The sequence below is a fragment of the Sulfitobacter sp. CB2047 genome (assembly GCF_000735125.2).
GTDB classification, from domain to species: Bacteria; Pseudomonadota; Alphaproteobacteria; order Rhodobacterales; family Rhodobacteraceae; genus Sulfitobacter; species Sulfitobacter pontiacus.
Genome location: NZ_CP072613.1, coordinates 2,647,951 through 2,669,974, shown reverse-complemented (window position 1 = coordinate 2,669,974; position 22,024 = coordinate 2,647,951). Strand labels below are relative to the sequence as shown.

At 61.3% G+C, this 22,024-nt stretch carries 25 protein-coding genes; 22 read left to right on the top strand and 3 right to left on the bottom strand.

Annotated elements, in window-relative coordinates; genetic code table 11:
• The first annotated feature begins 18 nt into the window (after positions 1-18).
• The 5 genes from IV89_RS13140 (at position 19) to IV89_RS13120 (ending at position 5,111) form a co-directional block, all read left to right on the top strand.
• Positions 19-1,224, top strand: a complete 1,206-nt coding sequence (locus IV89_RS13140) for an acyl-CoA dehydrogenase family protein (RefSeq protein ID WP_005851934.1) — start codon at positions 19-21, stop codon at positions 1,222-1,224.
• Positions 1,221-2,354 carry an acyl-CoA dehydrogenase gene (locus IV89_RS13135; RefSeq protein ID WP_037943574.1) on the top strand — a complete coding sequence of 378 codons (1,134 nt, stop codon included), beginning with the start codon at positions 1,221-1,223 and terminating at the stop codon, positions 2,352-2,354. The genes IV89_RS13140 and IV89_RS13135 overlap by 4 nt, the downstream gene beginning before the upstream one ends.
• A complete protein-coding gene (locus IV89_RS13130) occupies positions 2,335-2,763 on the top strand; it encodes a PaaI family thioesterase (protein WP_005851938.1) in 429 nt (142 codons plus the stop codon). Before IV89_RS13135 ends, IV89_RS13130 begins: the two co-directional genes overlap by 20 nt.
• The gene (locus tag IV89_RS13125) at positions 2,760-3,533 is read left to right on the top strand and encodes an enoyl-CoA hydratase family protein (RefSeq protein WP_037943576.1); all 774 of its coding nucleotides are present in this window, start codon (positions 2,760-2,762) and stop codon (positions 3,531-3,533) included. Before IV89_RS13130 ends, IV89_RS13125 begins: the two co-directional genes overlap by 4 nt.
• 84 nt (positions 3,534-3,617) lie before the next feature.
• Complete coding sequence (locus IV89_RS13120; protein WP_037943578.1) at positions 3,618-5,111, top strand: class I adenylate-forming enzyme family protein; 1,494 nt, start codon at positions 3,618-3,620, stop codon at positions 5,109-5,111.
• A gap of 97 nt (positions 5,112-5,208) precedes the next feature.
• Here the strand turns inward: IV89_RS13120 and rpe are convergent, their stop codons facing one another.
• Positions 5,209-5,898, bottom strand: coding sequence for a ribulose-phosphate 3-epimerase (gene rpe, locus IV89_RS13115; RefSeq protein ID WP_037943580.1), 690 nt, complete (start codon positions 5,896-5,898; stop codon positions 5,209-5,211).
• A gap of 241 nt (positions 5,899-6,139) precedes the next feature.
• On the opposite strand from rpe, the gene IV89_RS13110 reads away from it, so the two are divergent.
• The 5 genes from IV89_RS13110 to IV89_RS13090 all read left to right on the top strand — a co-directional run bounded on the left by IV89_RS13110 (position 6,140) and on the right by IV89_RS13090 (position 10,048).
• Positions 6,140-7,159: an ABC transporter substrate-binding protein gene (locus IV89_RS13110; protein WP_037943586.1), complete on the top strand. Its 1,020-nt coding sequence runs from the start codon at positions 6,140-6,142 to the stop codon at positions 7,157-7,159.
• A gap of 69 nt (positions 7,160-7,228) precedes the next feature.
• Positions 7,229-7,996, top strand: a complete 768-nt coding sequence (locus IV89_RS13105; protein ID WP_037943588.1) for an ABC transporter ATP-binding protein — start codon at positions 7,229-7,231, stop codon at positions 7,994-7,996.
• A complete protein-coding gene (locus tag IV89_RS13100) occupies positions 7,989-8,795 on the top strand; it encodes an ABC transporter permease (RefSeq protein WP_174226599.1) in 807 nt (268 codons plus the stop codon). Before IV89_RS13105 ends, IV89_RS13100 begins: the two co-directional genes overlap by 8 nt.
• Positions 8,796-8,863: 68 nt before the next feature.
• On the top strand, positions 8,864-9,079 hold the full coding sequence (locus IV89_RS13095) for a DUF2945 domain-containing protein (protein WP_037943589.1): 216 nt from the start codon (positions 8,864-8,866) through the stop codon (positions 9,077-9,079).
• A 3-nt stretch (positions 9,080-9,082) separates the two neighbouring features.
• Positions 9,083-10,048 (top strand): DNA topoisomerase IB, encoded by a 966-nt coding sequence (locus IV89_RS13090; protein ID WP_037943590.1) that lies wholly within the window; start codon positions 9,083-9,085, stop codon positions 10,046-10,048.
• Positions 10,049-10,055: 7 nt separating this feature from the next.
• Here the strand turns inward: IV89_RS13090 and IV89_RS13085 are convergent, their stop codons facing one another.
• Together IV89_RS13085 and IV89_RS13080 are read right to left on the bottom strand one after the other, a co-directional pair.
• Positions 10,056-10,373 carry a metalloregulator ArsR/SmtB family transcription factor gene (locus tag IV89_RS13085; protein ID WP_005851955.1) on the bottom strand — a complete coding sequence of 106 codons (318 nt, stop codon included), beginning with the start codon at positions 10,371-10,373 and terminating at the stop codon, positions 10,056-10,058.
• Positions 10,374-10,457: 84 nt separating this feature from the next.
• Complete coding sequence (locus tag IV89_RS13080; RefSeq protein ID WP_037943592.1) at positions 10,458-10,844, bottom strand: hypothetical protein; 387 nt, start codon at positions 10,842-10,844, stop codon at positions 10,458-10,460.
• A 71-nt stretch (positions 10,845-10,915) separates the two neighbouring features.
• Between IV89_RS13080 and IV89_RS13075 the strand changes: the two genes are divergently transcribed.
• The 12 genes from IV89_RS13075 (at position 10,916) to sulP (ending at position 21,936) form a co-directional block, all read left to right on the top strand.
• Positions 10,916-11,656, top strand: a complete 741-nt coding sequence (locus IV89_RS13075; RefSeq protein ID WP_037943593.1) for a cytochrome c biogenesis protein CcdA — start codon at positions 10,916-10,918, stop codon at positions 11,654-11,656.
• An 18-nt stretch (positions 11,657-11,674) separates the two neighbouring features.
• Positions 11,675-12,247 (top strand): thioredoxin family protein, encoded by a 573-nt coding sequence (locus IV89_RS13070; protein WP_051843923.1) that lies wholly within the window; start codon positions 11,675-11,677, stop codon positions 12,245-12,247.
• Positions 12,248-12,366: 119 nt separating this feature from the next.
• Complete coding sequence (gene soxX, locus IV89_RS13065; RefSeq protein ID WP_037943594.1) at positions 12,367-12,843, top strand: sulfur oxidation c-type cytochrome SoxX; 477 nt, start codon at positions 12,367-12,369, stop codon at positions 12,841-12,843.
• A gap of 38 nt (positions 12,844-12,881) precedes the next feature.
• Positions 12,882-13,301: a thiosulfate oxidation carrier protein SoxY gene (soxY, locus tag IV89_RS13060; protein ID WP_037943596.1), complete on the top strand. Its 420-nt coding sequence runs from the start codon at positions 12,882-12,884 to the stop codon at positions 13,299-13,301.
• Positions 13,302-13,319: 18 nt separating this feature from the next.
• Positions 13,320-13,649, top strand: coding sequence for a thiosulfate oxidation carrier complex protein SoxZ (gene soxZ / locus IV89_RS13055; RefSeq protein WP_037943597.1), 330 nt, complete (start codon positions 13,320-13,322; stop codon positions 13,647-13,649).
• A 27-nt stretch (positions 13,650-13,676) separates the two neighbouring features.
• Entirely contained in the window at positions 13,677-14,531 is an 855-nt protein-coding gene (gene soxA, locus IV89_RS13050; protein WP_037943598.1) for a sulfur oxidation c-type cytochrome SoxA, read from the top strand.
• 96 nt (positions 14,532-14,627) lie between these two features.
• Positions 14,628-16,331: a thiosulfohydrolase SoxB gene (gene soxB / locus IV89_RS13045; protein WP_037943599.1), complete on the top strand. Its 1,704-nt coding sequence runs from the start codon at positions 14,628-14,630 to the stop codon at positions 16,329-16,331.
• A gap of 24 nt (positions 16,332-16,355) precedes the next feature.
• Positions 16,356-17,618 (top strand): sulfite dehydrogenase, encoded by a 1,263-nt coding sequence (gene soxC, locus IV89_RS13040; RefSeq protein ID WP_037944938.1) that lies wholly within the window; start codon positions 16,356-16,358, stop codon positions 17,616-17,618.
• A complete protein-coding gene (locus IV89_RS13035; RefSeq protein ID WP_037943601.1) occupies positions 17,602-18,627 on the top strand; it encodes a c-type cytochrome in 1,026 nt (341 codons plus the stop codon). Before soxC ends, IV89_RS13035 begins: the two co-directional genes overlap by 17 nt.
• A gap of 71 nt (positions 18,628-18,698) precedes the next feature.
• Complete coding sequence (locus IV89_RS13030) at positions 18,699-19,136, top strand: DUF302 domain-containing protein (protein ID WP_037943603.1); 438 nt, start codon at positions 18,699-18,701, stop codon at positions 19,134-19,136.
• A gap of 183 nt (positions 19,137-19,319) precedes the next feature.
• Complete coding sequence (locus tag IV89_RS13025; protein ID WP_005851975.1) at positions 19,320-20,204, top strand: MBL fold metallo-hydrolase; 885 nt, start codon at positions 19,320-19,322, stop codon at positions 20,202-20,204.
• Positions 20,205-20,208: 4 nt separating this feature from the next.
• On the top strand, positions 20,209-21,936 hold the full coding sequence (gene sulP / locus IV89_RS13020) for a sulfate permease (RefSeq protein ID WP_037943604.1): 1,728 nt from the start codon (positions 20,209-20,211) through the stop codon (positions 21,934-21,936).
• The last annotated feature ends 88 nt before the right edge of the window (positions 21,937-22,024 follow it).

Below are 22,024 nucleotides of genomic sequence, written 5' to 3'. Positions count from 1 at the left end.
TAAACCGGAGGAAGACAAATGGATCTGAGCTATAGCGACGAAGAAAAGGCTTTCCGCGCCGAAGTGCGGGCCTTTCTTGAGGAAAAGCTCCCCAAGGAAATGAGCGACAAAATCCGCAAGGGTGAAGAGCTGGGTAAAGACGGTCAGGAACAGTGGCATGCGATCCTGAACGCCCAAGGCTGGCTGGCCCCGAACTGGCCCAAGAAATTTGGCGGTGCGGAATGGAACGCGGTGCAGCGTCACATCTTCGAAGAAGAGGCCGCTGCCGCCTATGCGCCACGCATCGTGCCTTTTGGCCTGTCGATGCTGGCGCCTGTGCTGCAAAAGTTCGGCTCGCAAGAGCAGAACGACTACTGGCTGCCCCGCATCCTGTCGGGCGAAGACTGGTGGTGTCAGGGCTATTCCGAGCCGGGTGCGGGGTCCGACCTTGCCTCGCTCAAGACCGAAGCGGTTCTGAACGACGAAGGCACGCACTACATCGTCAACGGCCAGAAGACGTGGACCACCCTGGGTCAGCACGCGAACATGATCTTCTGCCTTGTGCGCACCGACAAGACGGTGAAGCAGCAAGAGGGTATTTCCTTCCTGCTGATCGATATGGACACCCCCGGCGTCGAAGTGCGCCCGATCATCCTGCTCGACGGCACCCACGAGGTGAACGAAGTCTGGTTCTCGGATGTGAAAGTCCCGGTCGAAAACCTTGTCGGCAAAGAGAATGAAGGCTGGACCTACGCCAAGTATCTGCTGACCCACGAACGCACCAACATCGCGGGCGTCGGGTTCTCGCAAGCGGGTCTGACGGCGGTCAAACGTATCGCAAAGGCAGAGATGTCCGGCGGCAAGCCGTTGATGCAGAACCCGCATTTCGCGGCACGTGTGGCACAGGTTGAAATCGACCTGATGGCGATGAGCACCACAAACCTGCGCATCGTCTCCAAGGCGGCAGCGGGCGCGGCACCGGGCGTTGAATCGTCCATGCTGAAGGTCAAAGGCACGATCATCCGTCAGGAGATCAACGACCTCGCGCGTCGTGCGGCGGGTGCCTATGCGATGCCATTTGCATCCGAAGCGATCGAAGGGTCGAACCTGGCCCTGCCTGATCCGTTGAATGCCGGCCCCGTCGCCGCGCAATATTTCAACAACCGTAAACTGTCGATCTTTGGCGGCTCGAACGAAATCCAGCGCCAGATCATTGCCAAAACAACGATGGGAGGTGGAGCATGAACTTCGACCTGACAGAAGAACGCCAAATGCTGCAAGACAGTCTGCGCCGTTTCCTGCGCGACAAATACGATACAGCAGCCCGCAACAAGATCCTTGAAAGCGACACCGGCTTTTCCGCCGACATCTGGAACGGTCTGGCCGAACTGGGCGTCATTGGAGCACTGTTCACCGAAGATCAGGGCGGCTTTGGCGGCGCTGGTTTCGACATCGCCGTCGTGTTCGAGGAACTGGGCCGCGCAGGCGTGGTCGAACCCTTCCTTGATACCGCCATTCTGGGCGGCGGTCTGATTGCCGACTTGGGCAATGAAGACCAGCAGGCCCACGTCGAAGAGCTGATCGGTGGCGCGTTGCAGGTGGCTTTTGCCCACGGCGAACCCACCAGCCGCTATGACCTGAACCAGGTGACTTCTACAGCCAAGGTCGATGGCGACAACGTGGTGCTGAACGGCCGCAAGGCGGTTGTGGTCAACGCTGAAAACGCCGACATGCTGATCGTTTCTGCCCGCGAAAGCGGCGAGGCAGGCGACGAAAACGGGATCTCGCTGTTCCTCGTGCCCGCAGATACCAAAGGCATCACGCTGCAAGGCTATGCGCTGCTGGCCGGTGGTCGTGCCGCCGAAGTCACGCTGGATGATGTGTCCGTCCCTGCCTCTGCCCGTCTGGGTGAAGCGGGCAAGGCGTTCAAGGCGATCGAGGCGCGCGTCGCTGCGGCCAATGTCGCGATCTGTGCGGAAACACTGGGTGCGATGGAAACGGCAACCCGCCTGACCCGCGAATACCTGATGACCCGCAAGCAGTTCGGCAAGCCCATCGGCACGTTCCAGGCGCTCGCGCACCGCATGTCCGACCTGCTGATCGAGATGGAGCAGGCGCGCTCTGCGGTGATCGTTGCCGCGGGCAACCTCGAAGCGGAGTATAAAGCGCGCGAGACGCATATCTCTGCCGCCAAGAACCTGCTGGGTCGCGCGGGCCGTCTGGTTGCCGAAGACAGCATCCAGATGCACGGCGGTATCGCCATGACGCAAGAATACGAACTGGCCCATATCGCCAAGCGTATCATCATGGCAGACCACCGCTTTGGTGACACAGACCACCATCTGGAGCGTTTCATTGCCCTTGCAGCAGCCTGATGAAAGCCAGCTGATCCGGGACGAGACCGGCACCCAAACCCTGGTCGGATATGTCGTCGACATATCCGATCCGGCCCACGGGCGCTGCTTTCTTGATCTGGGTCCGCAACACTTCAACCGCCATGGGGTTCTTCATGGCGGTATTGCCGCCACATTGCTGGATAACGCCTGTGGCATGACCGGATCGCTGAGCGTGGATCCCACCGGCCAGCACCCGTTCCTCACGATCTCGCTGACGACCCAGTTTCTGGCCGCGGGGCAGCCCGGGCGCGTGACCGCGACCGGCACGATCAAGGGCGGTGGCCGCAGCCTGCTGTATATCGACGCTGAACTCGTCCACGAAGACGGCACGGTCATTGCGACATCCACCGGCGTGTTCAAGCGCGTCCCACAGGAGAAACTGAAATGAGCGCTCGGATCGAAGACAAGGGTGACCGGATCGTCATCTGGAACGGAAACGCGCACAAGCGGGGGGCCCTGTCGCCCGAGCTTTACGCCTGCATCGGCCAAGCGATTGAAATGGCCGCCGAGCCGCGTATCCGTGCCGTGATCCTCACCTCCGAAGGGGATTTCTTTTGCGCGGGCGGCGATCTGAATGTCCTGATTGCCCGCCGCGACATGCCCAAAGATGAACGTCGGGGCAAGATCAACGAATTGCACAGCCTGATCCGCGGGATCCGGTCCTGTCCGGTGCCGGTGATCGCCGCCGTCGAAGGCGGTGCCGCGGGCGCGGGGCTGTCTTTCGCGCTGGCCTGCGATCTGATCGTTGCCGCCGCCGGTGCCAAGTTCACCGCTGCTTACGTCAAGGCGGGGCTGGTGCCCGACGGGGGGCTGACCGCCTCGCTCGCGCGTGCGCTGCCGCGGCAGCTCGCGATGGAGATGTGCTTGCTGGCGCAGCCCGTCACCGTTGAACGCATGCATGATCTGGGCGTGGTAAATGCCGTCACCGACAAGGGCGGCGCGTTCGAGGCCGCAATGGCGCTTGCCGACCGCTTGGCCGCAGGCCCCCGCGAAGCCCAAGGGGTGATCCGCGGGCTGGTCGCGCAGGGCTATGACGTGTCCGAGGCCGACCAGCTTGAAGCGGAATGTGACGCCATGGCCCATGCCACCGGCGCAGATGAAGCCGCCGAAGGCATCGCCGCTTTCCTCGAGAAGCGCACACCGAATTACGGCGGCTGACCCTCGGCCACCGATCTATTGACCCAACCCGCAGCCAGACGCGCTGACCGGGTTCTGAAAGACTGCGGGGAGGCAGAGAATATAATGGTACGTGTAGAGCAATTTCTGGCGGATCAAGTGGCCGCACGCGGGGACGCGCCCGCGCTGAGCGACAGCACAGGGGTACGCTGGACGTACAAGATGTTCGACAAGGCAAGCGATGACATCGCGCAGGCGCTCAAGGATGCCGGTGTGCAGCCCAACGACCGCGTGCTGATGCTGTCGGAAAACTGTGCCGCCGCCGTGGCCACTGTGTTTGGCACGTGGAAAGCCGGCGCAGTCATCATCCCCGTCAATGCACGCCAAAGCGCGGGCGAGATCCAGCGGATCATTGACCACGCGGCGCCTGCTGCTGTGCTGATGACCTGCCACGCCTCACCGGATGCGACAGCCCATGCGGAACGGCTGGATGCCGCAGAGATCACCGGTGCCTTCGGCGCGATGCATCTGGCCACGCCGATCGCCAGCAACCCTGATGGGGATCTGAGCGATGTGGCGGTGCTGCTGTATACCACCGGCACAACGGGCGACCCAAAGGGCGTCATGCTGACCCATGCCAACGTGCGCTTTGGCGGCAATGCCTCGGCGACGCTGCGGGGGATCAATGCAGGCGATGTGGTCTATGGCGTGTTGCCCCTGACCCATGTTTTCGGGCTGTGTTCAGTCATGACCGCCTCCTGCTGCGCCGGTGCCGAAATCCGGCTGGAGGCGCGTTTCTCGGCCGAAAAGCTTTATACCGCGCTGACCACGGGGGTGAACTTCCTGTCGGCCGTGCCGCAGATGCACGCGCTGCTGATGCAATACACGAAAGAGCAGGGGCTCACGCAGCTCAACTCCGAAACGCTGCGCTATGTATCTTCGGGGGCGGCACCGCTGGACCCCACGTGGAAGCGCAAGGCCGAAGCCTTTTACGGCGTCGCGATCCAGAACGGCTATGGCATGACGGAATCCACCGCCGGTATCTCGGCCACCAGTAACCCACTGGGATCGCCCGATATCTCGGTCGGCCCGTCCTTGCCCGGTGTCGAGACCAAGATTGATGATACCGTCGAAGGCGGCAGCAATGGCAAGGGCGAGGTCCTGACCCGTGGGGCCCACGTCATGAAGGGCTACTACAAGAACCCCGAGGAAACCGCCAAAGTCCTCGGCCAGGATGGCTGGCTGCGCACCGGCGATCTGGGGACGTTCGACGAACACGGTCATCTGCATATTCTGGGCCGCTCGAAAGAGCTGATCATCCACGGCGGGTTCAACGTCTACCCGCCCGAGGTAGAGGCCGCGATCAACGATCACCCGCAGGTCATTCAGGCCGCCGTGGTGGGCCGGTCCACAGGCAATGACGAAGAGGTGCTGGCCTTCGTCCAGATCGCCGAGGGCGATACGCTGGACCCGCAAGACCTGAAGGCCTTCGTCAAGGAACGGCTGACTGGCTATAAACGCCCCAGCCAGTTTATCATCGGAACGGCCCTGCCTGCGGCCCCCACGGGCAAGATCCTCAAGCACAAGCTGATCGAGACATTCAAGGATCAGCTGGCCTGATTGGCTTCTGATTGTTCCCTGTGCGGTGTTAAGGAAAAGGCCGGTCCCCCGTGGTGGGGGCCGGCCTTTTCCTTTGTCGCTGGTGTGCGGCTGGCGCTTAGACGTAGACGCCTTCCGCAGCGGCGCGGATAGCGCGGATGTTTTCGCCGTAGGGGGCAGGGTTGCTGACAGACCCGCCACGGAATACCGCGGAGCCTGCGACCAGCACATCCGCCCCCGCCTGCGCCACGCTGGAAGCGGTGTTCACATCAACGCCTCCGTCGATTTCGATATGCACCGGACGGTCACCGATCATCGCGCGCAGGGTGCGGATCTTGTCGCTCATATCGATGAACTTCTGCCCGCCGAAACCGGGGTTCACGGTCATCACACAGACCAGATCGGCAACGTCCAGCAGATGCTCGACCGCTGCGGCAGGCGTGCCGGGGTTCAGCGCGACACCGGCCTTGGCACCGGCACCGCGGATCGCTTGCAGCGTGCGGTGGATATGGGGGCCGGCTTCGACATGGGCCGTGATCACATCGGCACCGGCTTTGGCAAAGGCATCGATGTAGGGATCCACGGGTGCGATCATCAGATGCACGTCCATCACGCCCTTGATATGGGGGCGGATCGCGGCGCAGGTGGTCGGGCCAAAGCTGATGTTCGGGACGAAATGCCCGTCCATTACATCGACATGTACCCAGTCCGCACCCTGCGCTTCGATGGCGTCGCACTCTGCCCCGAAATTGGCAAAGTCGGCAGCAAGGATGGAAGGGGCGATTTTGATCGAACGGTCGAAGGTCATGGAATCGGGCCTTTTGTGAAAGGGAGGGGGCTGATGCAGCGGTGACGCCCATATAGGCAATGTCGTACGCGCTGGCAATCTGGGGAGCCTTCGGCGAGGATTTAAGGCCATTTGGAAGCGGGCGAGGCTTGGTGCCACAGGCCGTGACGCTTCGTTCGTGAGGGTGGTTTTCGGGGGGCGTGCGCTTGACACTACGTCATGCCACGACCCATTGTGCGCGCAAATTCAAGGGGAGGATATCATGACCACATTCAACCGCCGCCAGACATTGGCTACCATGGGGGCCGCTGCCGCGGTCGGGCTTGCTGCACCGGCTGTTGCGCAGGGCAAAAAGATCACTCTGGGCGCGCTGCGTTTCACCAGCCATTCCGGCACATTCGTGGCCTATCAGCGCGAGTATTTCAAGCAGGCCGGTCTGGATGTCGAGCTCAAGTTCTTTCAGGCCGCGCAGCCGATGGCCGTGGCGATTGCCAGCGGGGATGTCGACTATGCCGTGACCGCGATCTCGGGCGGGCTGGTGTCGCTGGGGGATAAGGGTGCGATCAAGGTGATCGGCGGTGCTTTGTCTGAAGAGAAGGGCATTGACGGGCAGAAGTTTCTGGCCTCGGACGCGGCCTATCAGGCGGGTGTGACCGCGCCTGCGATGCTGGACGGGAAGAGCTTTGGCATGACCACGGCAGGATCGTCGTTCCATTATATGGGGTCAAAGATGGCGCAGGCCGAGGGGATCGAGCTGTCGTTCAAGCCGTTGCAGAAGGTGGGTGCCATCATCGGCGCGCTGAAGACCGGCCAGATTGATGCCTGGTCCATCGTGCCCCATATCGCCAAGCCACTGGCGGGCTCGGGTGCCGTGCATATCATCGGGAACGTGTCCGATTATCTGCCCGACTATCAGGTCACCACGGTCTTTACCTCGACCAAGAACGCGAGTGAGGAAAAGCAGCAGACGCAGGATTACCTTGCGGCCTATGCCAAGGGGGTGGCTGACTACAACGCGGCGATGATCGAACAGACCGCCGGTGCGGAAGGCGTGGCCGAGATGGTCAAGCTGATCCACAACTACGTCTACACCGACAAAACGCTCGAGGCCGCGACGCCGGGGATTGTCAACGGCACCATGCGTCTGAACGAGGGGGCCGCGTTGAACGTCGCCTCTGTGCGTGACCAGCTGAGCTGGTTCCAGTCCGAGGGGCTGGTGGATGCGGATATCACGCTTGAGACGTTGATCGACACGTCTTTCGTCGACACCATCGGCGCCTGATCGCGCCATCTATACCAACGACAGGTCGGGCAGGCTTTGCCCGGCCTTTGATATTTCAGGACGTTTCTCATGGATCTTAGGTTAGCGGGGGTCAGCCATACTTATGGCGAGACCGAAGTGCTGCGCGATATCAACCTTGATATCCCCTCAGGGCAGATTGTCTGCATCGTCGGGCCTTCGGGCTGTGGCAAGTCGACCCTGCTGCGGATGCTGGGCGGGCTGGAGCAGCCGACTTCGGGTCAGGTGCTGCAACTGGGCACGCCCCCAGCCGGCTGTCTGAACCCGCTTACCTACGTATTTCAGGATTTCGCCTTGCTGCCTTGGCGCAGCGTGCGCGGCAATGTGGCGCTGGTGCTGGAGGATCACAGTCTGGACGCCGCCGCGCGGGCGCGGATCATCGACGACGTGCTGGCCCGTACCAAGCTGACCGAATTTGCCGATGCCCTGCCCAAACAACTTTCTGGCGGGATGAAACAGCGGGTCGCCATTGCACGCGCCTTGGCGGTGAACCCTGCGGTGATGTTGATGGACGAACCGCTGAGCGCCTTGGACAGCCAGACGCGCGAGCTGTTAATGGACGATCTGATCAGCCTGTGGACACGCCAGCCTTTCACCGCCGTCTATGTCACCCACAATCTGGCAGAGGCCGTACGGCTGGGGCACAGAATCGTGGTGCTATCTCGCCGCCCCGGGCAGATCCGCGAAGTGGTCGAGCTGACCACCCCGCTGGCAGAGCGTGCCTATGGCGATGCCGCCCTCGAGGCGCAACAACAACATTTGTGGGGGCTGATGCGCGAAGAAGCCGCCGCCGCCGATGCGGAGTTGATCCATGTCTGATGCAGCACATACAAACAGCCGCCCCGTCGCCTTTCGCGGCGGCGGTTTTGCCCCCAAGCAACGACGGGGCATGGGGGTCTTGGTCTTTGTCCTGCTGATCCTGCTGGCCGAATGGGGCACGCGCAGCGGTTTTATCTCTAACCTGACATTGCCGCGCCCCTCGGATGTGGCGATGACCTTTGTCGAGCTGTGGCAATCGGGGATGCTGTTCAAACACCTGGCCCCCTCGCTCAGCCGCTTGGCTGTGGGGGCGACGCTCGGGGCTTTGGTTGGTGTCGGCGTCGGGGTGATGATCGGGCTGTTCAGCTATGTGCGTGCCGGGCTGGTGCCCTTGGTTGCGGCGCTGTTCCCGATCCCCAAGATTGCGCTTTTGCCGTTGTTCGTGATCTGGTTCGGCATTGACGAGGGCAGTAAATACGCGCTGATCGCCTTTGGGACATTCACGCCGACGGTCGTGGCGACCTATGCTGCGGTGGACAATGTGGACCGCGGATTGATCCGCATGGGGCAGAGCTTTGGTCTGTCGTGGTGGTCGATCGTGCGCAAGATCGTACTGCCGGGGGCGATGCCGGGCATCCTGTCGGGGCTGCGCATCTCTTTGGCGATTGCGATCATACTGTTGGTGGCCGCTGAAATGCTGGGCGCGGAATATGGCATCGGGGCTTATATCCTTGAGGCCGGCAGTCTTTATGATCTTGAACGTCTGTTTGCGGGGGTGGTGATCCTGTCGGTGCTTGGGGTTTGCGTGAGCGCCGTGATTGCCGCCATCGAAACCCGCGTGCTGCGCTGGCGGGTCTGATCGGAGGGAACCCGTTTCGGGCATAGGTCGTTATCCTTTCACACCAAACAGTGCGGAAGGGGACGACGATGTCAGGGATATCCAAGGGCACCAAGGTCAAATGGGACTGGGGGCAGGGCACTGCCAGTGGCAAGGTGACAGAACGCTTTACCAAAAGTGTGACCCGTACGTTGAAGGGGTCCGAAGTCACGCGAAACGGGTCCGATGATGATCCGGCGCTGCTGATCGAGCAAGACGACGGGGATGAGGTGCTCAAGCTGTCGTCGGAAGTCGAGGCTGTCTGACATATGAGCGGCGCGGGGCTGACCTATTATGGCGATGACCGCCCCGGAATTTCGCGTCAGCGGCGCGGGCGCGGGTTTACCTATAAGGCACCGGACGGCACAACTATTGCTCGCGGAGAAGAGCGCGCGCGGCTGGAAGCGATGGCGGTGCCGCCCGCCTATGAAGACGTGTGGATGACGCCTTTGGCGAACGGGCATTTGCTGGCCACGGGGCGCGACACCCGCAATCGCAAACAATATCGCTATCACGAAAAATGGTCAGAGGCGCAGGCAGAGACGAAATTCGCGAGCCTGGTGGATTTTGCGCATGCTTTGCCGCGTCTGCGCCGCTTTGTCGCTCGCGATCTGGATCAGCAGGCGGGGGAGCGCAGCTTTGCCTTGGCCAGCGCCGTCACGCTGATCGACCGCGCGTCGCTGCGGGTGGGAAATCCGGACTACACGCGCGAGAATGGCAGCTATGGCACGCTGACCCTGCGGTCGCGCCATGTCAAACTCGACGGGAATGTGATCCGGCTGCGTTATACGGCCAAGGGCGGCAAGAAGGTGCGGCGGCAGATCAACGACCGGACGCTGGCCAAAACGCTGGAGAAAATTAACGACCTGCCGGGGGCGGAGCTGCTGACATGGGCCGATGCGCAGGGCGAGGTGCATCAGTTGAACTCAGCCGGATTGAACGCCTATATCGCCGAAGCATCGGGGTGCGACGACTTTACCGCCAAGACCTTCCGTACATGGGCGGGCACCGTTGCCGCCTTCGAGGCCGCCGAGAAGGGGCAGGCCACCATCAAGCAATTGGCCGAAGCCGCCGCCGCACAGCTGAGCAATACGCCGACCGTGGCGCGCAACAGCTATATCCATCCGGCGGTGATCGATCTGGCGGGCGAAGCCCCGCCCGAGATCAAGGTCGGGCGCAAGACCGGGCTATTCGCCTCGGAAGCGCGGCTGCTGACGTATCTGGAGCAGCTCTGAGCCGCGTTTACCCGTCGTTGTCCGGTTTGCAGAACATATCATAGACGACTTCCATGATCTTTTGCGGACGGTCATCGGCCAGCCGGTAATAGATCGTCTTTCCGTCGCGGCGAGGCGTTACCAGCCCTTCAAGCCGCAAGCGTGACAGCTGTTGGGATACCGCCGCCTGACGGGCTGACAGTAGCTCTTCCAGCTCGGTGACGGATTTTTCGCCTGCAGAGAGGTGACACAGGATCATCAACCGCCCCTCGTGGCTGATCGCCTTGAGGAAGTTAGAGGCACGTGCGGCGTTTTCGGCCATACGGTCCCGATCGGCTTGGCTCATTTCTGTGTCGGAACCGGGGTTACCCACTGGTTAACATCCTTAGCTGAATAAAAGGGGATTGGCGTGCGCATATCGCAAGGGGCGCTAGCTTTTGGCGGGGTCTGGCATCAATTTGGCGTCGGATAGCATTTTTTCCAGAACGCCCCAAAAGAAATCTTCGCCCGGGTAGCCTTCGATGCGCGACACCTCATGGCCGTCGACCATCAACACGAACGTCGGCGTGTAATGCAGGCTGCGGGCAAAGTGCAGATCGGTGGGTTTGTCATCGTTGATATCAACGCGGCGCAATGGGGCTGCCTTGCCCGCTTGGGTCTTGGGATAGATCGGGGCGATCTGGTCATCCCAACGGGCACACCACACGCAGCCCTGTTCCTCGACCATGATCAGCGCGGTCTGGGCCGCGGCGATCACAGGGGAAACCGCAAGACCTGCGGCCACCGAGAGGGACAAGAAAGCAGTGCGCAACCGCATAGGGAATTCACCTGTTGATTTCAAAATACTTAATGTGAATATGTGAATGGCACAAGATAAAGGCAACCTGCATGCTTGAAATCACCTTTCTGGGCGCGGCATTTGCCGGGCTTTTGTCCTTTTTGTCGCCCTGCATCCTGCCGATCGTGCCCTTTTATCTGAGCTATCTGGCGGGCGTCGGCATGAACCAGATCACGGCAGACGGGCCGGTGGATGCCGCCGTGCGCAGGCGCGCGGTGATCGCGGCGCTGTTCTTTGCGGCGGGGGTTATCACGATCTTTGTCGGGCTGGGGGCGGTGGCCACGACCTTTGGCCAGATCGTGCGGGACTATTTCGATATTTTGCGATGGGTCGCTGCGGCTGTTATCATTGCGATGGGCCTGCATTTTCTGGGCGTGATCCGTATCGGTTTTCTATATCGCCAGTTTCGTGCGGATGCGGGGAACACGACCGCGACCAGTTTTCTGGGGGCCTATGTGATCGGGCTGGCCTTTGCCTTTGGTTGGACGCCTTGCGTCGGGCCGGTGCTTGCGGCCATCCTGTTCACCGCTGCGGGGGCCGAGACGGCGGGCTCGGGTGCGCTGTTGCTGCTGACCTACGGCGTGGGTATGACCGCGCCTTTCGTGCTGGCGGCGCTGTTCATCGGGCCGTTCATGCGCTGGATGGCGGGGTTCCGGCAACATCTGGGCACGGTAGAAAAGGCGATGGGGGTTCTGCTGATTGTCTTTGGCCTGCTGATCGCCACCAACTCGATCAATTATATTGCGCAGTGGATGCTTGAAACCTTCCCTGTTTTCAGCGCCATTGGCTAACAACCGGAGGGACTTTTGATGAAGATGATCCGAAACGCTTTGGCCGCGCTGGCGGCTGTCGCTTGTATGGTGACTGCGGGCAGTGCCGCGACCTTGGGGGATGACGGTTTGCACAAAACCGCCTGGATGCGCGAGACCTTCAAAGATCTGCGCGACGATCTGGCCGAGGCGACGGACGAGGGCAAGCGGCTGATGGTCATCATCGAACAGCGGGGCTGCATCTACTGCAACAAGATGCACGAAGAGGTTTTCCCCCTGCCCAAGATCGACGCCTACCTGCGCGAGAACTTCTTTGTCGTGCAAATCAACATGTTCGGCGATGTCGAGGTCACCGACTTTGACGGAGAGTCATTGCCCGAGAAGGACATGGTGCGCAAATGGCGTCAGATGTTCACGCCGACGCTGATGTATTTCCCCCAGACCGTGGACGAAGGGCAGACGGCCGTTGAAGCGGCGGTCGCGACGGTGCCCGGTGCCTTTGGCCCGGCGACGACCTTTCACATGATGAACTGGGTCGTCGACAAGGGATATGAGGGGGACGAGACGTTCCAGAAATATCACGCGCGTATGCTCATTGAAGAGCAGGAATAACGGCGGTAGAATCCGCTAAATGCTGTGCTGTTATAAGAAATTCAATAAATTGAATTTATAGTTGCGTCATTTTGGCGCGGGCAGTAGGGTTTTCAAAAGGAATGTCTGTGGGAGGACGCATGAAAGTTTCCGTATTTGCCCTGGTGGCCTCTGTCGGCTTTGCCGCGGCGGCGCATGCGGCCGACGTGGCCCCCGGTGACGTGGCCTATGATGAGTATGGCGCGGTTGAACAATCGCTGACCGGCACTCCCGGTAACCCCGAAGAGGGGGCCAAGATCGTGGGCAGCAAAAAGCTTGGCAACTGCATCGCCTGCCATCAGGTCAGCGCTTTGCCCGATATCCCGTTCCAGGGCGAAATCGGCCCGATGCTGGATGGGGCGGGGGACCGCTGGACCGAGGCTGAATTGCGCGGCATTGTCGCCAACGCGAAGATGCTGTTCGAGGGAACGATGATGCCTGCGTTCTACAAGGACAGCGGCTATATCCGTCCGGGCAAGGGCTATACCGGCAAGGCGGCTGATGACACGCTGGGGCCTATTCTGGCCGCCCAGCAGATCGAGGATGTCGTGGCCTATCTTGCCACGTTGAAAGACTAAGAACCCCACCGAGCGGGATCTGATCAGGAGTGATGATAATGGAATTTACACGACGTAGTGCGATTGCGATGGGGGCAGGTGCCTTTGCCGCACTGTCCCTGCCCAAGCTGGCCGTGGCCGCCGCCGGGGATGACGCGATTGCTGCCTTCACCGGCGGTGCAGAGATGGCTGATACCGGCGTGACCCTGACCGCCCCCGAGATTGCTGAAAACGGCAATACCGTCCCGATCGAGGTCGACGCCCCCGGTGCCACTGAAATCATGGTGCTGGCGCTTGGCAACCCCACGCCGCCTGTGGCGAACTTCAAGTTCGGCCCGCTGGCAGCAACGCAGCACGCCTCCACCCGCATCCGCTTGGCGGGCACGCAGGATGTGGTGGCGATCGCCAAGCTGGCCGACGGCTCTTTCGCCAAGGCGACCAGCACAATCAAAGTAACAATCGGCGGCTGCGGCGGCTAAGGCGAGAGGAAGAAAAACATGGCATCTGGTGTAAAACCCCGCGTCAAAGTCCCCAAGTCAGCAGCGGCTGGCGAGACGATCACGATCAAGACCCTGATCAGCCACAAGATGGAATCCGGCCAGCGCAAGGACAGCGACGGCAACACGATCCCGCGGTCGATCATCAACCGTTTCACCTGCGATTTTAACGGCGAGAATGTGATCGATGTCGCGATGGAGCCCGCGATCTCGACCAACCCGTATTTCGAATTCGACGCCACCGTGCCCGAAGCGGGGACATTCACCTTCACGTGGTATGACGATGACGGCGATGTCTACGAGGAAACCAAAGACATCGCGATCAGCTAAGCGTCTGCATCCTTGGGAGGAACAGGAATGAGCAATTTCACAAAAGGTCTGGGCGCGTGCCTTGCTGCGGCGCTGATGTCGACGGGGGCCTTTGCCGATCCCGTGGATGATACGCTGGTGATCAACGAAGAGATCGACATCGTGACCCGCACTGCCGCCCCCGCGCATATGGCGGACGCGGTAGACGAGGTCATGTCGGGCTGGCTTTTCCGCGGCGCCGAGACCCGTGCGATGCAGGCCGATGATTTTGACAACGCGGGCATGATCTTTGTGGAACAGGCCGAAGACGTCTGGAACACCGCCGACGGATCAGAGGGTAAATCCTGCGCGGATTGTCACGGGGCCTCGGCCGAGATGGCAGGCGTGCGTCCGGTTTATCCGAAGTATGTCGAATCCGCGGGCGAGGTGCGCACGCTGGAAATGCAGATCAACGATTGCCGCGAGAACCGCATGGGGGCGGAAAAGTGGAAATACACTGGCGGCGACATGGTGAACATGACGGCGCTGATCTCCTCTGTCTCGCGGGGGATGCCGGTGAACATCGCCATCGACGGTCCGGCCCAATCCACATGGGAGCAGGGCAAAGAGATCTACTATACCCGTTTCGGCCAGCTTGAACTGTCCTGCGCCAATTGCCACGAGGACAATTATGGCAACATGATCCGTGCCGACCACCTGAGCCAGGGCCAGATCAACGGTTTCCCGACCTACCGTCTGAAAAACACCAAGCTGAACGCGGTGCAGGCCCGTTTCAAAGGCTGTGTACGCGACACCCGTGCCGAGACCTTTGACCCCGGCAGCCCCGAGTTTGTCGCGCTAGAGCTGTACGTCGGCTCGCGCGGGAACGGGCTGTCGGTCGAAGGGCCCTCTGTCCGGAACTAACCTGAAAAGACCCGTTTCGCCGATGCGAGGCGGGTCTTTTTATCATATTGTTATTCAAATATGCGCATATGAATTGCGCGTCGAAAAGGCCAACCTATGATCTCTCGTCGTGATTTCCTTCAGGCCAGCATGGCTGCAACGGCTTTGTATGGTGCGTCGTCCTTTGGCAACTGGGGCAAGCTTGCCGCGCAGCAGGCGTTGACGCAGGATAAATTGCTTGAATTCGACACCTTCGGGAATGTCAGCCTGATCCACGTGACCGACATCCACGCGCAGTTGAAACCGATCTATTTCCGTGAACCTTCGGTCAACATCGGTGTGGGCGATAACCGCGGGAAGGTGCCGCATCTGACCGGCGCGGATTTCCGCAAGCTTTACGGGATCGCGGACGGCAGCCCCTCGGCCTATGCGCTGACCTATAACGATTTTTCGGCGCTGGCGCAGGGCTATGGCAAGATGGGCGGTCTGGACCGTGTAGCGAGTGTGGTCAACCAGATCCGCGCGGACCGGCCTGATGCGCTGCTGCTGGATGGCGGCGACACCTGGCACGGCAGCTACACCTGCTACCACACGCAAGGTCAGGACATGGTCAACGTGATGAATGCGCTCAAGCCTGACGCGATGACCTTTCACTGGGAATTCACGCTCGGCTCTGACCGCGTGGCAGAGATCGTCGAGGGGCTGCCCTTTGCCGCCCTGGGGCAGAACATCTTTGACGCCGAATGGGACGAACCGACAGAGCTTTTCCCGCCATACAAGTTCTACGAGACAGGCGGCGTTAAAGTCGCGGTGATCGGGCAGGCTTTCCCCTATATGCCGATTGCCAACCCCGGCTGGATGTTCCCCGAATATTCGTTCGGTATCCGCGACGAGCGGATGCAAGAAATGGTGGACGAGGTCCGCGCCAAAGGGGCCGAACTGGTCGTCTGCCTGAGCCACAACGGATTTGACGTGGACAAGCAGATGGCGGGCGTGGTGACGGGGATCGACGTGATCCTGTCGGGTCACACCCATGACGCGCTGCCCGAGCCTGTGCTGGTGGGCGAGACGATCATCGTGGCCTCGGGGTCGAACGGCAAATTCGTCAGCCGCGTCGATCTGGATGTGCGCAACGGCCGCATGATGGGCTTCCGACACAAGCTGATCCCGATCTTCTCTGACGTGATTGCGCCTGATCCGGCGATGACCGCGCTGATCGACGCACAACGCGCCCCCTATCTTGACCAACTGACCGAAGTCATCGGCACCACCGCCGAAGACACGCTGCTGTACCGGCGCGGTAATTTCAACGGCACCTGGGATGACCTGATCTGCGACGCGCTGCTTTCCGAGCGCGAGGCCGATATCGCGCTGAGCCCCGGTGTGCGGTGGGGGCCGTCGATCCTGCCGGGGCAGGACATCACGCGCGAGGATATCTGGAACGTCACCTCCATGACCTACCCCGAAGCCTACCGGACCGAGATGACCGGTGAATTCCTGCATGTCGTGCTCGAAGATGTGGCCGACAACCTGTTCAACCCTAACCCCTATTACCAGCAGGGCGGTGACATGGTGCGCACAGGCGGGCTTGGCTACCGCATTGACGTGACCCAGCCGCAAGGCAGCCGCATCACTGAACTGACCTTGCTGAAAACCGGTGAACGTATCGATCCGGCCAAGACGTATCAGGTTGCAGGCTGGGCCAGCGTGAACGAAGGCACCGAGGGCCCCGCGATCTGGGACGTGGTCGAAAGCCACATCCGCAAGCAGGGTAGCGTTTCGCTGGACCCCAACACCAGCGTCATCGTCAAGGGCGCGTAACAGGGCAGCATGAAAGGCAAGGCCATGGCACCACGGAAGACAGCGAACAGACGGGCCTTCTTGCGTGGCGCGGCGACTGCTGGACTAGGGGCGATGGCGGCCCGTAGCGCTGCCGCGCAATCGCCCGATCCCTTGATCGTTGAACCGCAACCCTGGGCGCAGGGCTTGGGCGATGGGGTCGATGTCACGCCCTATGGCCTGCCGATCAGGTTCGAGCAAGACGTGGTACGGCGCAATGTGCCTTGGTTGACGGCGGATACCATCAGTTCGATCAACTTCACCCCGATCCACGCGCTGGACGGTACGATCACCCCGCAGGGCTGCGCCTTTGAGCGGCATCACTCGGGCGCGATCGAACTGTCGAAGCAGGATTACCGCCTGATGGTGAACGGGCTGGTGGACCGCCCGCTGGTGTTCACCTACGCCGATCTGGAACGTTTCCCGCGCGAAAATCACATCTATTTCTGCGAATGTGCGGCCAATTCGGGCATGGAATGGGCCGGCGCGCAGTTGAACGGGGCACAGTTCACCCATGGCATGATCCACAATATGGAATACACCGGCGTGCCCCTGCGGTTGCTGCTAGAGGAAGCCGGTTGTGACCCTGCGGGCAAATGGGTGTATGTCGAGGGGGCGGATGCGTCGTCGAACGGGCGGTCGATCCCGATGGATAAGGCGCTCGACGATGTGCTTGTCGCGTTCAAAGCGAATGGCGAGGCGCTGCGCAAGGAACACGGCTACCCCGTGCGGCTGGTCGTGCCGGGATGGGAGGGCAACCTCTGGGTCAAATGGCTCCGCCGGATAGAGGTCACGGACGCGGCCGTCGGAAGCCGCGAGGAAACGTCGAAATACACCGATACGCTAGCCGATGGCACCAGCCGCAAATGGACGTGGGCGATGGACGCAAAATCCGTCATCACCGCACCAAGCCCGCCAGCGCCGGTGCCCCATGGGGCGGGGCCTTTGGTCGTCACCGGGCTGGCATGGTCGGGGCGCGGTGCGATCACCCGCGTGGATGTGTCGACGGATGGTGGCGCAAGCTGGCAAACCGCGCGACTGGCCCAAAAGGGCACGCCGATGGCGCTCAGCCGCTTTTACCTCGATGTGCAGTGGGACGGCACAGAGATGCTGCTGCAATCCCGCGCGATGGATGACACGGGCTATGTCCAGCCGACGAAAACGCAACTGCGCGCGGTGCGGGGGCTGAACTCTGTCTACCATAACAATGGCATCCAGACATGGTGGCTGCACGCGGACGGGAGCGTTGAAAATGTCGAGGTTTCTTAACACCATTGCTGCGTGCCTCATCGCCACGGCCACAGGTTTGCCCTTGGCGGGGGCCCCCTACGGTCTGGGCCGCGCCGCGCTGCCGGAAGAGATCGCGGCCTGGGATGTGGATGTGCTGCCCGATGGGCGCGGTCTGCCCGAGGGGCAGGGCGATGTGCTGACGGGCGAAGCGATTTTTACCGACAAATGCGCAGCCTGCCACGGGGACTTTGCCGAAGGCCGCGGGAACTGGCCTGCGCTCGCGGGCGGTCAGGACACGCTGGCGGATGCCGATCCGGTCAAGACGGTCGGGTCCTATTGGCCGCATCTGTCCACAAGCTTCGACTATATCCGCCGATCCATGCCCTATGGCGATGCGGGAACGCTGACGGCGGATGAGGTCTATGCCATCGTGGCGTATATCCTGTATTCCAACGATCTGGTGGCGGAGGAATTTACCCTGTCCAAAGACAACTTCACCGCGGTCCAGATCCCCAATGCCGACGGTTTCCTCCGCGATGACCGCGACACTACGGAATTGCCGCGCTGGCAGGTTGCGCCGTGTATGGCGGACTGCAAGGAAAGCGTGAACGTTACCATGCGCGCGCTGTCACTGGATGTGACACCCAAGGACGCCGCCCCCGCGACTGTGCCGCAACAAACGCCCGTTGCCGATGTCGAGCCAGCGTCAGAGCCTGCTGCCGACCCTGCCTTGCTCGCCGATGGAGAGTTGGTGTTCCGCAAATGCAAAGCCTGCCATCAGCTGGGCAAACGCGCCAAAAACCGCGCGGGCCCGGTCCTGAACGGGATCGTTGGTGCGCCTGCCGGTGGGGTCGAGGGGTTCAAATACTCGCGCGCCCTGATGGCGCAGGCAGAGGATGGTCTGATCTGGACACCCCAGACGCTGGACGCCTTTCTGGCATCACCGCGCAGCTTCATGAAGGGCACCAAGATGGGGTTTTCCGGCTTGAAAAGCGATGCCGAGATCAAGGCGGTGATCGCCTATCTCAACAGCTTTCCGGCCCCGTGACGGTGCGCATGATTGGCGACGTGCGGCGAGGGTGATAGGATAGGCCCGCGCCCGTTTGTGAAAGGACAAGGATGAGACCGTTACAGATTGCCGCAGCACTTTGCCTTTGTGCCGCGCCGCTCGCCGCTCAGGATCAGGCCGTGACCTATGACTACGACGGTAGCTTTGACGATGCGACCTTCGCGGTCGAGAACGCGATTGTCGGCAAGGGGCTGGTCATCGACCACGTCAGCCACACGGGCGAGATGCTGGCCCGTACCGCCAGCGATGTCGGCAGCGATGTCGAGATCTTTCGCGCGGCAGACGTGTTTCTGTTCTGCTCTGCCGTGGTGTCGCGCAAGGTGATGGAGGCGGACCCGATGAACATCGCCCATTGTCCCTACAGTATCTTTGTCACCGACATCGACGGCGCGGTCTCTGTCGGGTATCCGACCTACCCGGACGGCCCCATGCAAGAGGTGCAGGCCCTGCTGGACGAGATCACGCAAAGCGCGCTGGACGGGTTCTGAATGCTGCCGCTGTTGCGTAGAGCAGGCGGCAGGCACAGGACGCTTTGTCGCGGCGGCTGTGGCGGTCGGGCAGCACAATCCGCTTCCTTGACAAAGAATTCCATAGTATGAATATGTTTGACTCGACGACGGGGCGCAGCCTTCAGATGTCGGGCGAAAAAAGCGCAAACGGAGCAGGTGACCATGACTGAATACCCCGTGAATATGGATGTCATCCCCGATGTCTCGGGCCATTTTGATCCGGTGACCAATACGATCAGCTATATCGTGCGGGATCCGAACTCCAACGCCTGTGCGATCATCGATTCCGTGATGGATATCGACTATGCCGCCGGACGGATCACCTATGACCACGCGGACAAGCTCATCGCCGAGGTCGAAGCGCAGGGGCTCGCGCTGGAGTGGATCATCGAGACCCACGTCCATGCCGACCACCTGTCTGCCGCGCCCTATATCCAGCAAAAGCTGGGCGGCAAGATCGGCGTCGGAGAGCAGATCATGACCGTGCAGGACACTTTCGGGAAAGTGTTCAACGAGGGGACAGAATTCCAGCGCGACGGGTCGCAGTTCGACGCCTTGTTCAAGGATGGCGACCGCTACCGCGTCGGGGGCATGGAATGTTTTGCTATCTACACCCCCGGTCACACGCCCGCCTGCATGGTGCATGTCATGGGCAACGCCGCCTTCACGGGCGATACGCTGTTCATGCCCGACGGCGGCTCTGCACGCGCTGATTTCCCCGGGGGCGACGCCGGAGAGCTGTATGACAGCATCCAGAAGGTCTTGTCCCTGCCGGACGACATGCGCCTGTTTATGTGCCACGACTACGGGCCCAATGGGCGCGATATCCAGTGGGAAACCACCGTGGGCGAAGAGAAAGCGCATAACATCCATGTGGGCGGCGGCAAAACGCGCGAGGAATTCATCACCTTTCGCACCGAACGCGACGCGCAGCTGTCGATGCCGAAGCTGATCATCCCGTCGCTTCAGGTCAACATGCGCGCCGGGCATATGCCGCGTGACAAGGACGGGAACCTGATGCTCAAGGTGCCGGTGAACGGGTTGTAATCAGGTGCGTATCCCTGCCGCTGCCCGCCGCTATCTGCCTGTCCTCGACTGGGGGCGCGATTATGACAGGGCGGCCTTGTCCAATGATCTGATCGCGGCGGTGATCGTCACGATCATGTTGATCCCGCAATCGCTGGCCTATGCGCTGCTGGCGGGGCTGCCGCCCGAAGCGGGGCTCTATGCATCGATCGCGCCGATCCTGCTTTATGCCGTCTTTGGCACCAGCCGCGCGTTGGCGGTGGGGCCGGTGGCGGTGGTGTCGCTGATGACAGCCGCCGCCTTGGGCAATATCGCCGATCAGGGGACGATGGGCTATGCCGTCGCCGCGCTGACGCTGGCCTTGCTGTCTGGGGTGATGCTGCTGGTGATGGGCGTGTTCAAACTGGGGTTTCTGGCGAATTTCCTGTCTCACCCCGTGATCTCGGGCTTTATCACCGCCTCTGGTGTGATCATCGCCGCCAGCCAGATCAAGCATATTCTGGGCATTGATGCCTCTGGCGGCAATCTGGCAGAGCTGCTGATGTCGGTCTGGGCCAATCTGGGCACGGTGAACGGGGCGACGGTGGTGATTGGTGTGTCTGCGACGCTGTTTCTGTTCTGGGTGCGCAAGGGGCTGAAACCTTTCCTGCGCGCGCGTGGCGTTGGCCCACGGGCGGCGGATGTGGCGACCAAGGCGGGGCCCGTGGCGGCGGTGGTTGTCACCACATTAGCAGTCTGGGCCTTTGATCTCGCGGGGCAGGGCGTCAAGATCGTGGGGGCCGTGCCGCAAAGCCTGCCGCCGCTGACGCTGCCGGACCTGTCGTTCGAACTGATGGGCAGCCTGCTGCTGCCGGCTTTTCTGATCTCTGTCATCGGGTTTGTTGAATCCATCTCTGTCGCGCAAACGCTTGCCGCGAAACGGCGTCAGCGGATCAATCCGGATCAAGAGCTGATCGGTCTGGGGGCGGCCAATATCGGCGCGGCCTTTACGGGGGGCTATCCGGTCACGGGCGGGTTTGCGCGGTCTGTGGTGAACTTTGACGCAGGGGCGCAGACACCGGCGGCGGGGGCCTATACCGCCGTGGGGCTGGCCGTGGCCGCACTGGCGCTGACGCCGCTGGTATTCTTTCTGCCGCAAGCGACCCTGGCTGCGACGATCATCGTGGCCGTGCTGACGCTGGTCGATTTCTCGATCCTGAAAAAGGCATGGGGCTATTCCAAATCAGATTTCGCTGCCGTGCTGTCCACCATGCTGATCACCTTGGGCAGCGGGGTCGAACTGGGGGTGACCTGCGGGGTGGTGCTGTCGATCTTTCTGCATCTCTATAAAACCACCAAACCGCATATTGCCGAAGTCGGGCTGGTCCCGGGCACCGAACACTTCCGCAATATCAACCGCCATGAGGTCGAGACCTGCCCCACAGTGCTGACCCTGCGCATCGACGAGAGCCTGTATTTCGCCAACGCGCGGTTCCTGGAGGATTGCATCTACGACCGGCTGGCGGGCAACACCTGTCTGCGCCATGTCGTGCTGATGTGCTCTGCCATCAACGAGATCGACTTTAGCGCGTTGGAATCGCTTGAAGCGATCAACGCAAGGCTGCGCGATATGGGGATCAAACTGCACCTGTCCGAGGTCAAAGGCCCTGTCATGGACCGTCTGAAAAAGCAGCATTTCATCTCGGATTTGACAGGCAGCGTGTTCCTGTCCCAGCATGCAGCCTATGTCGCCTTGGGAAAAGCTGCCGCATAGTCACCCATCGTTTGCAAGTTTCTGTTTGATCGTTACAACTGCTGTCAGGGGCTGCGGAACGGCGTTCCGCAGCGGGGAGAGAACTATT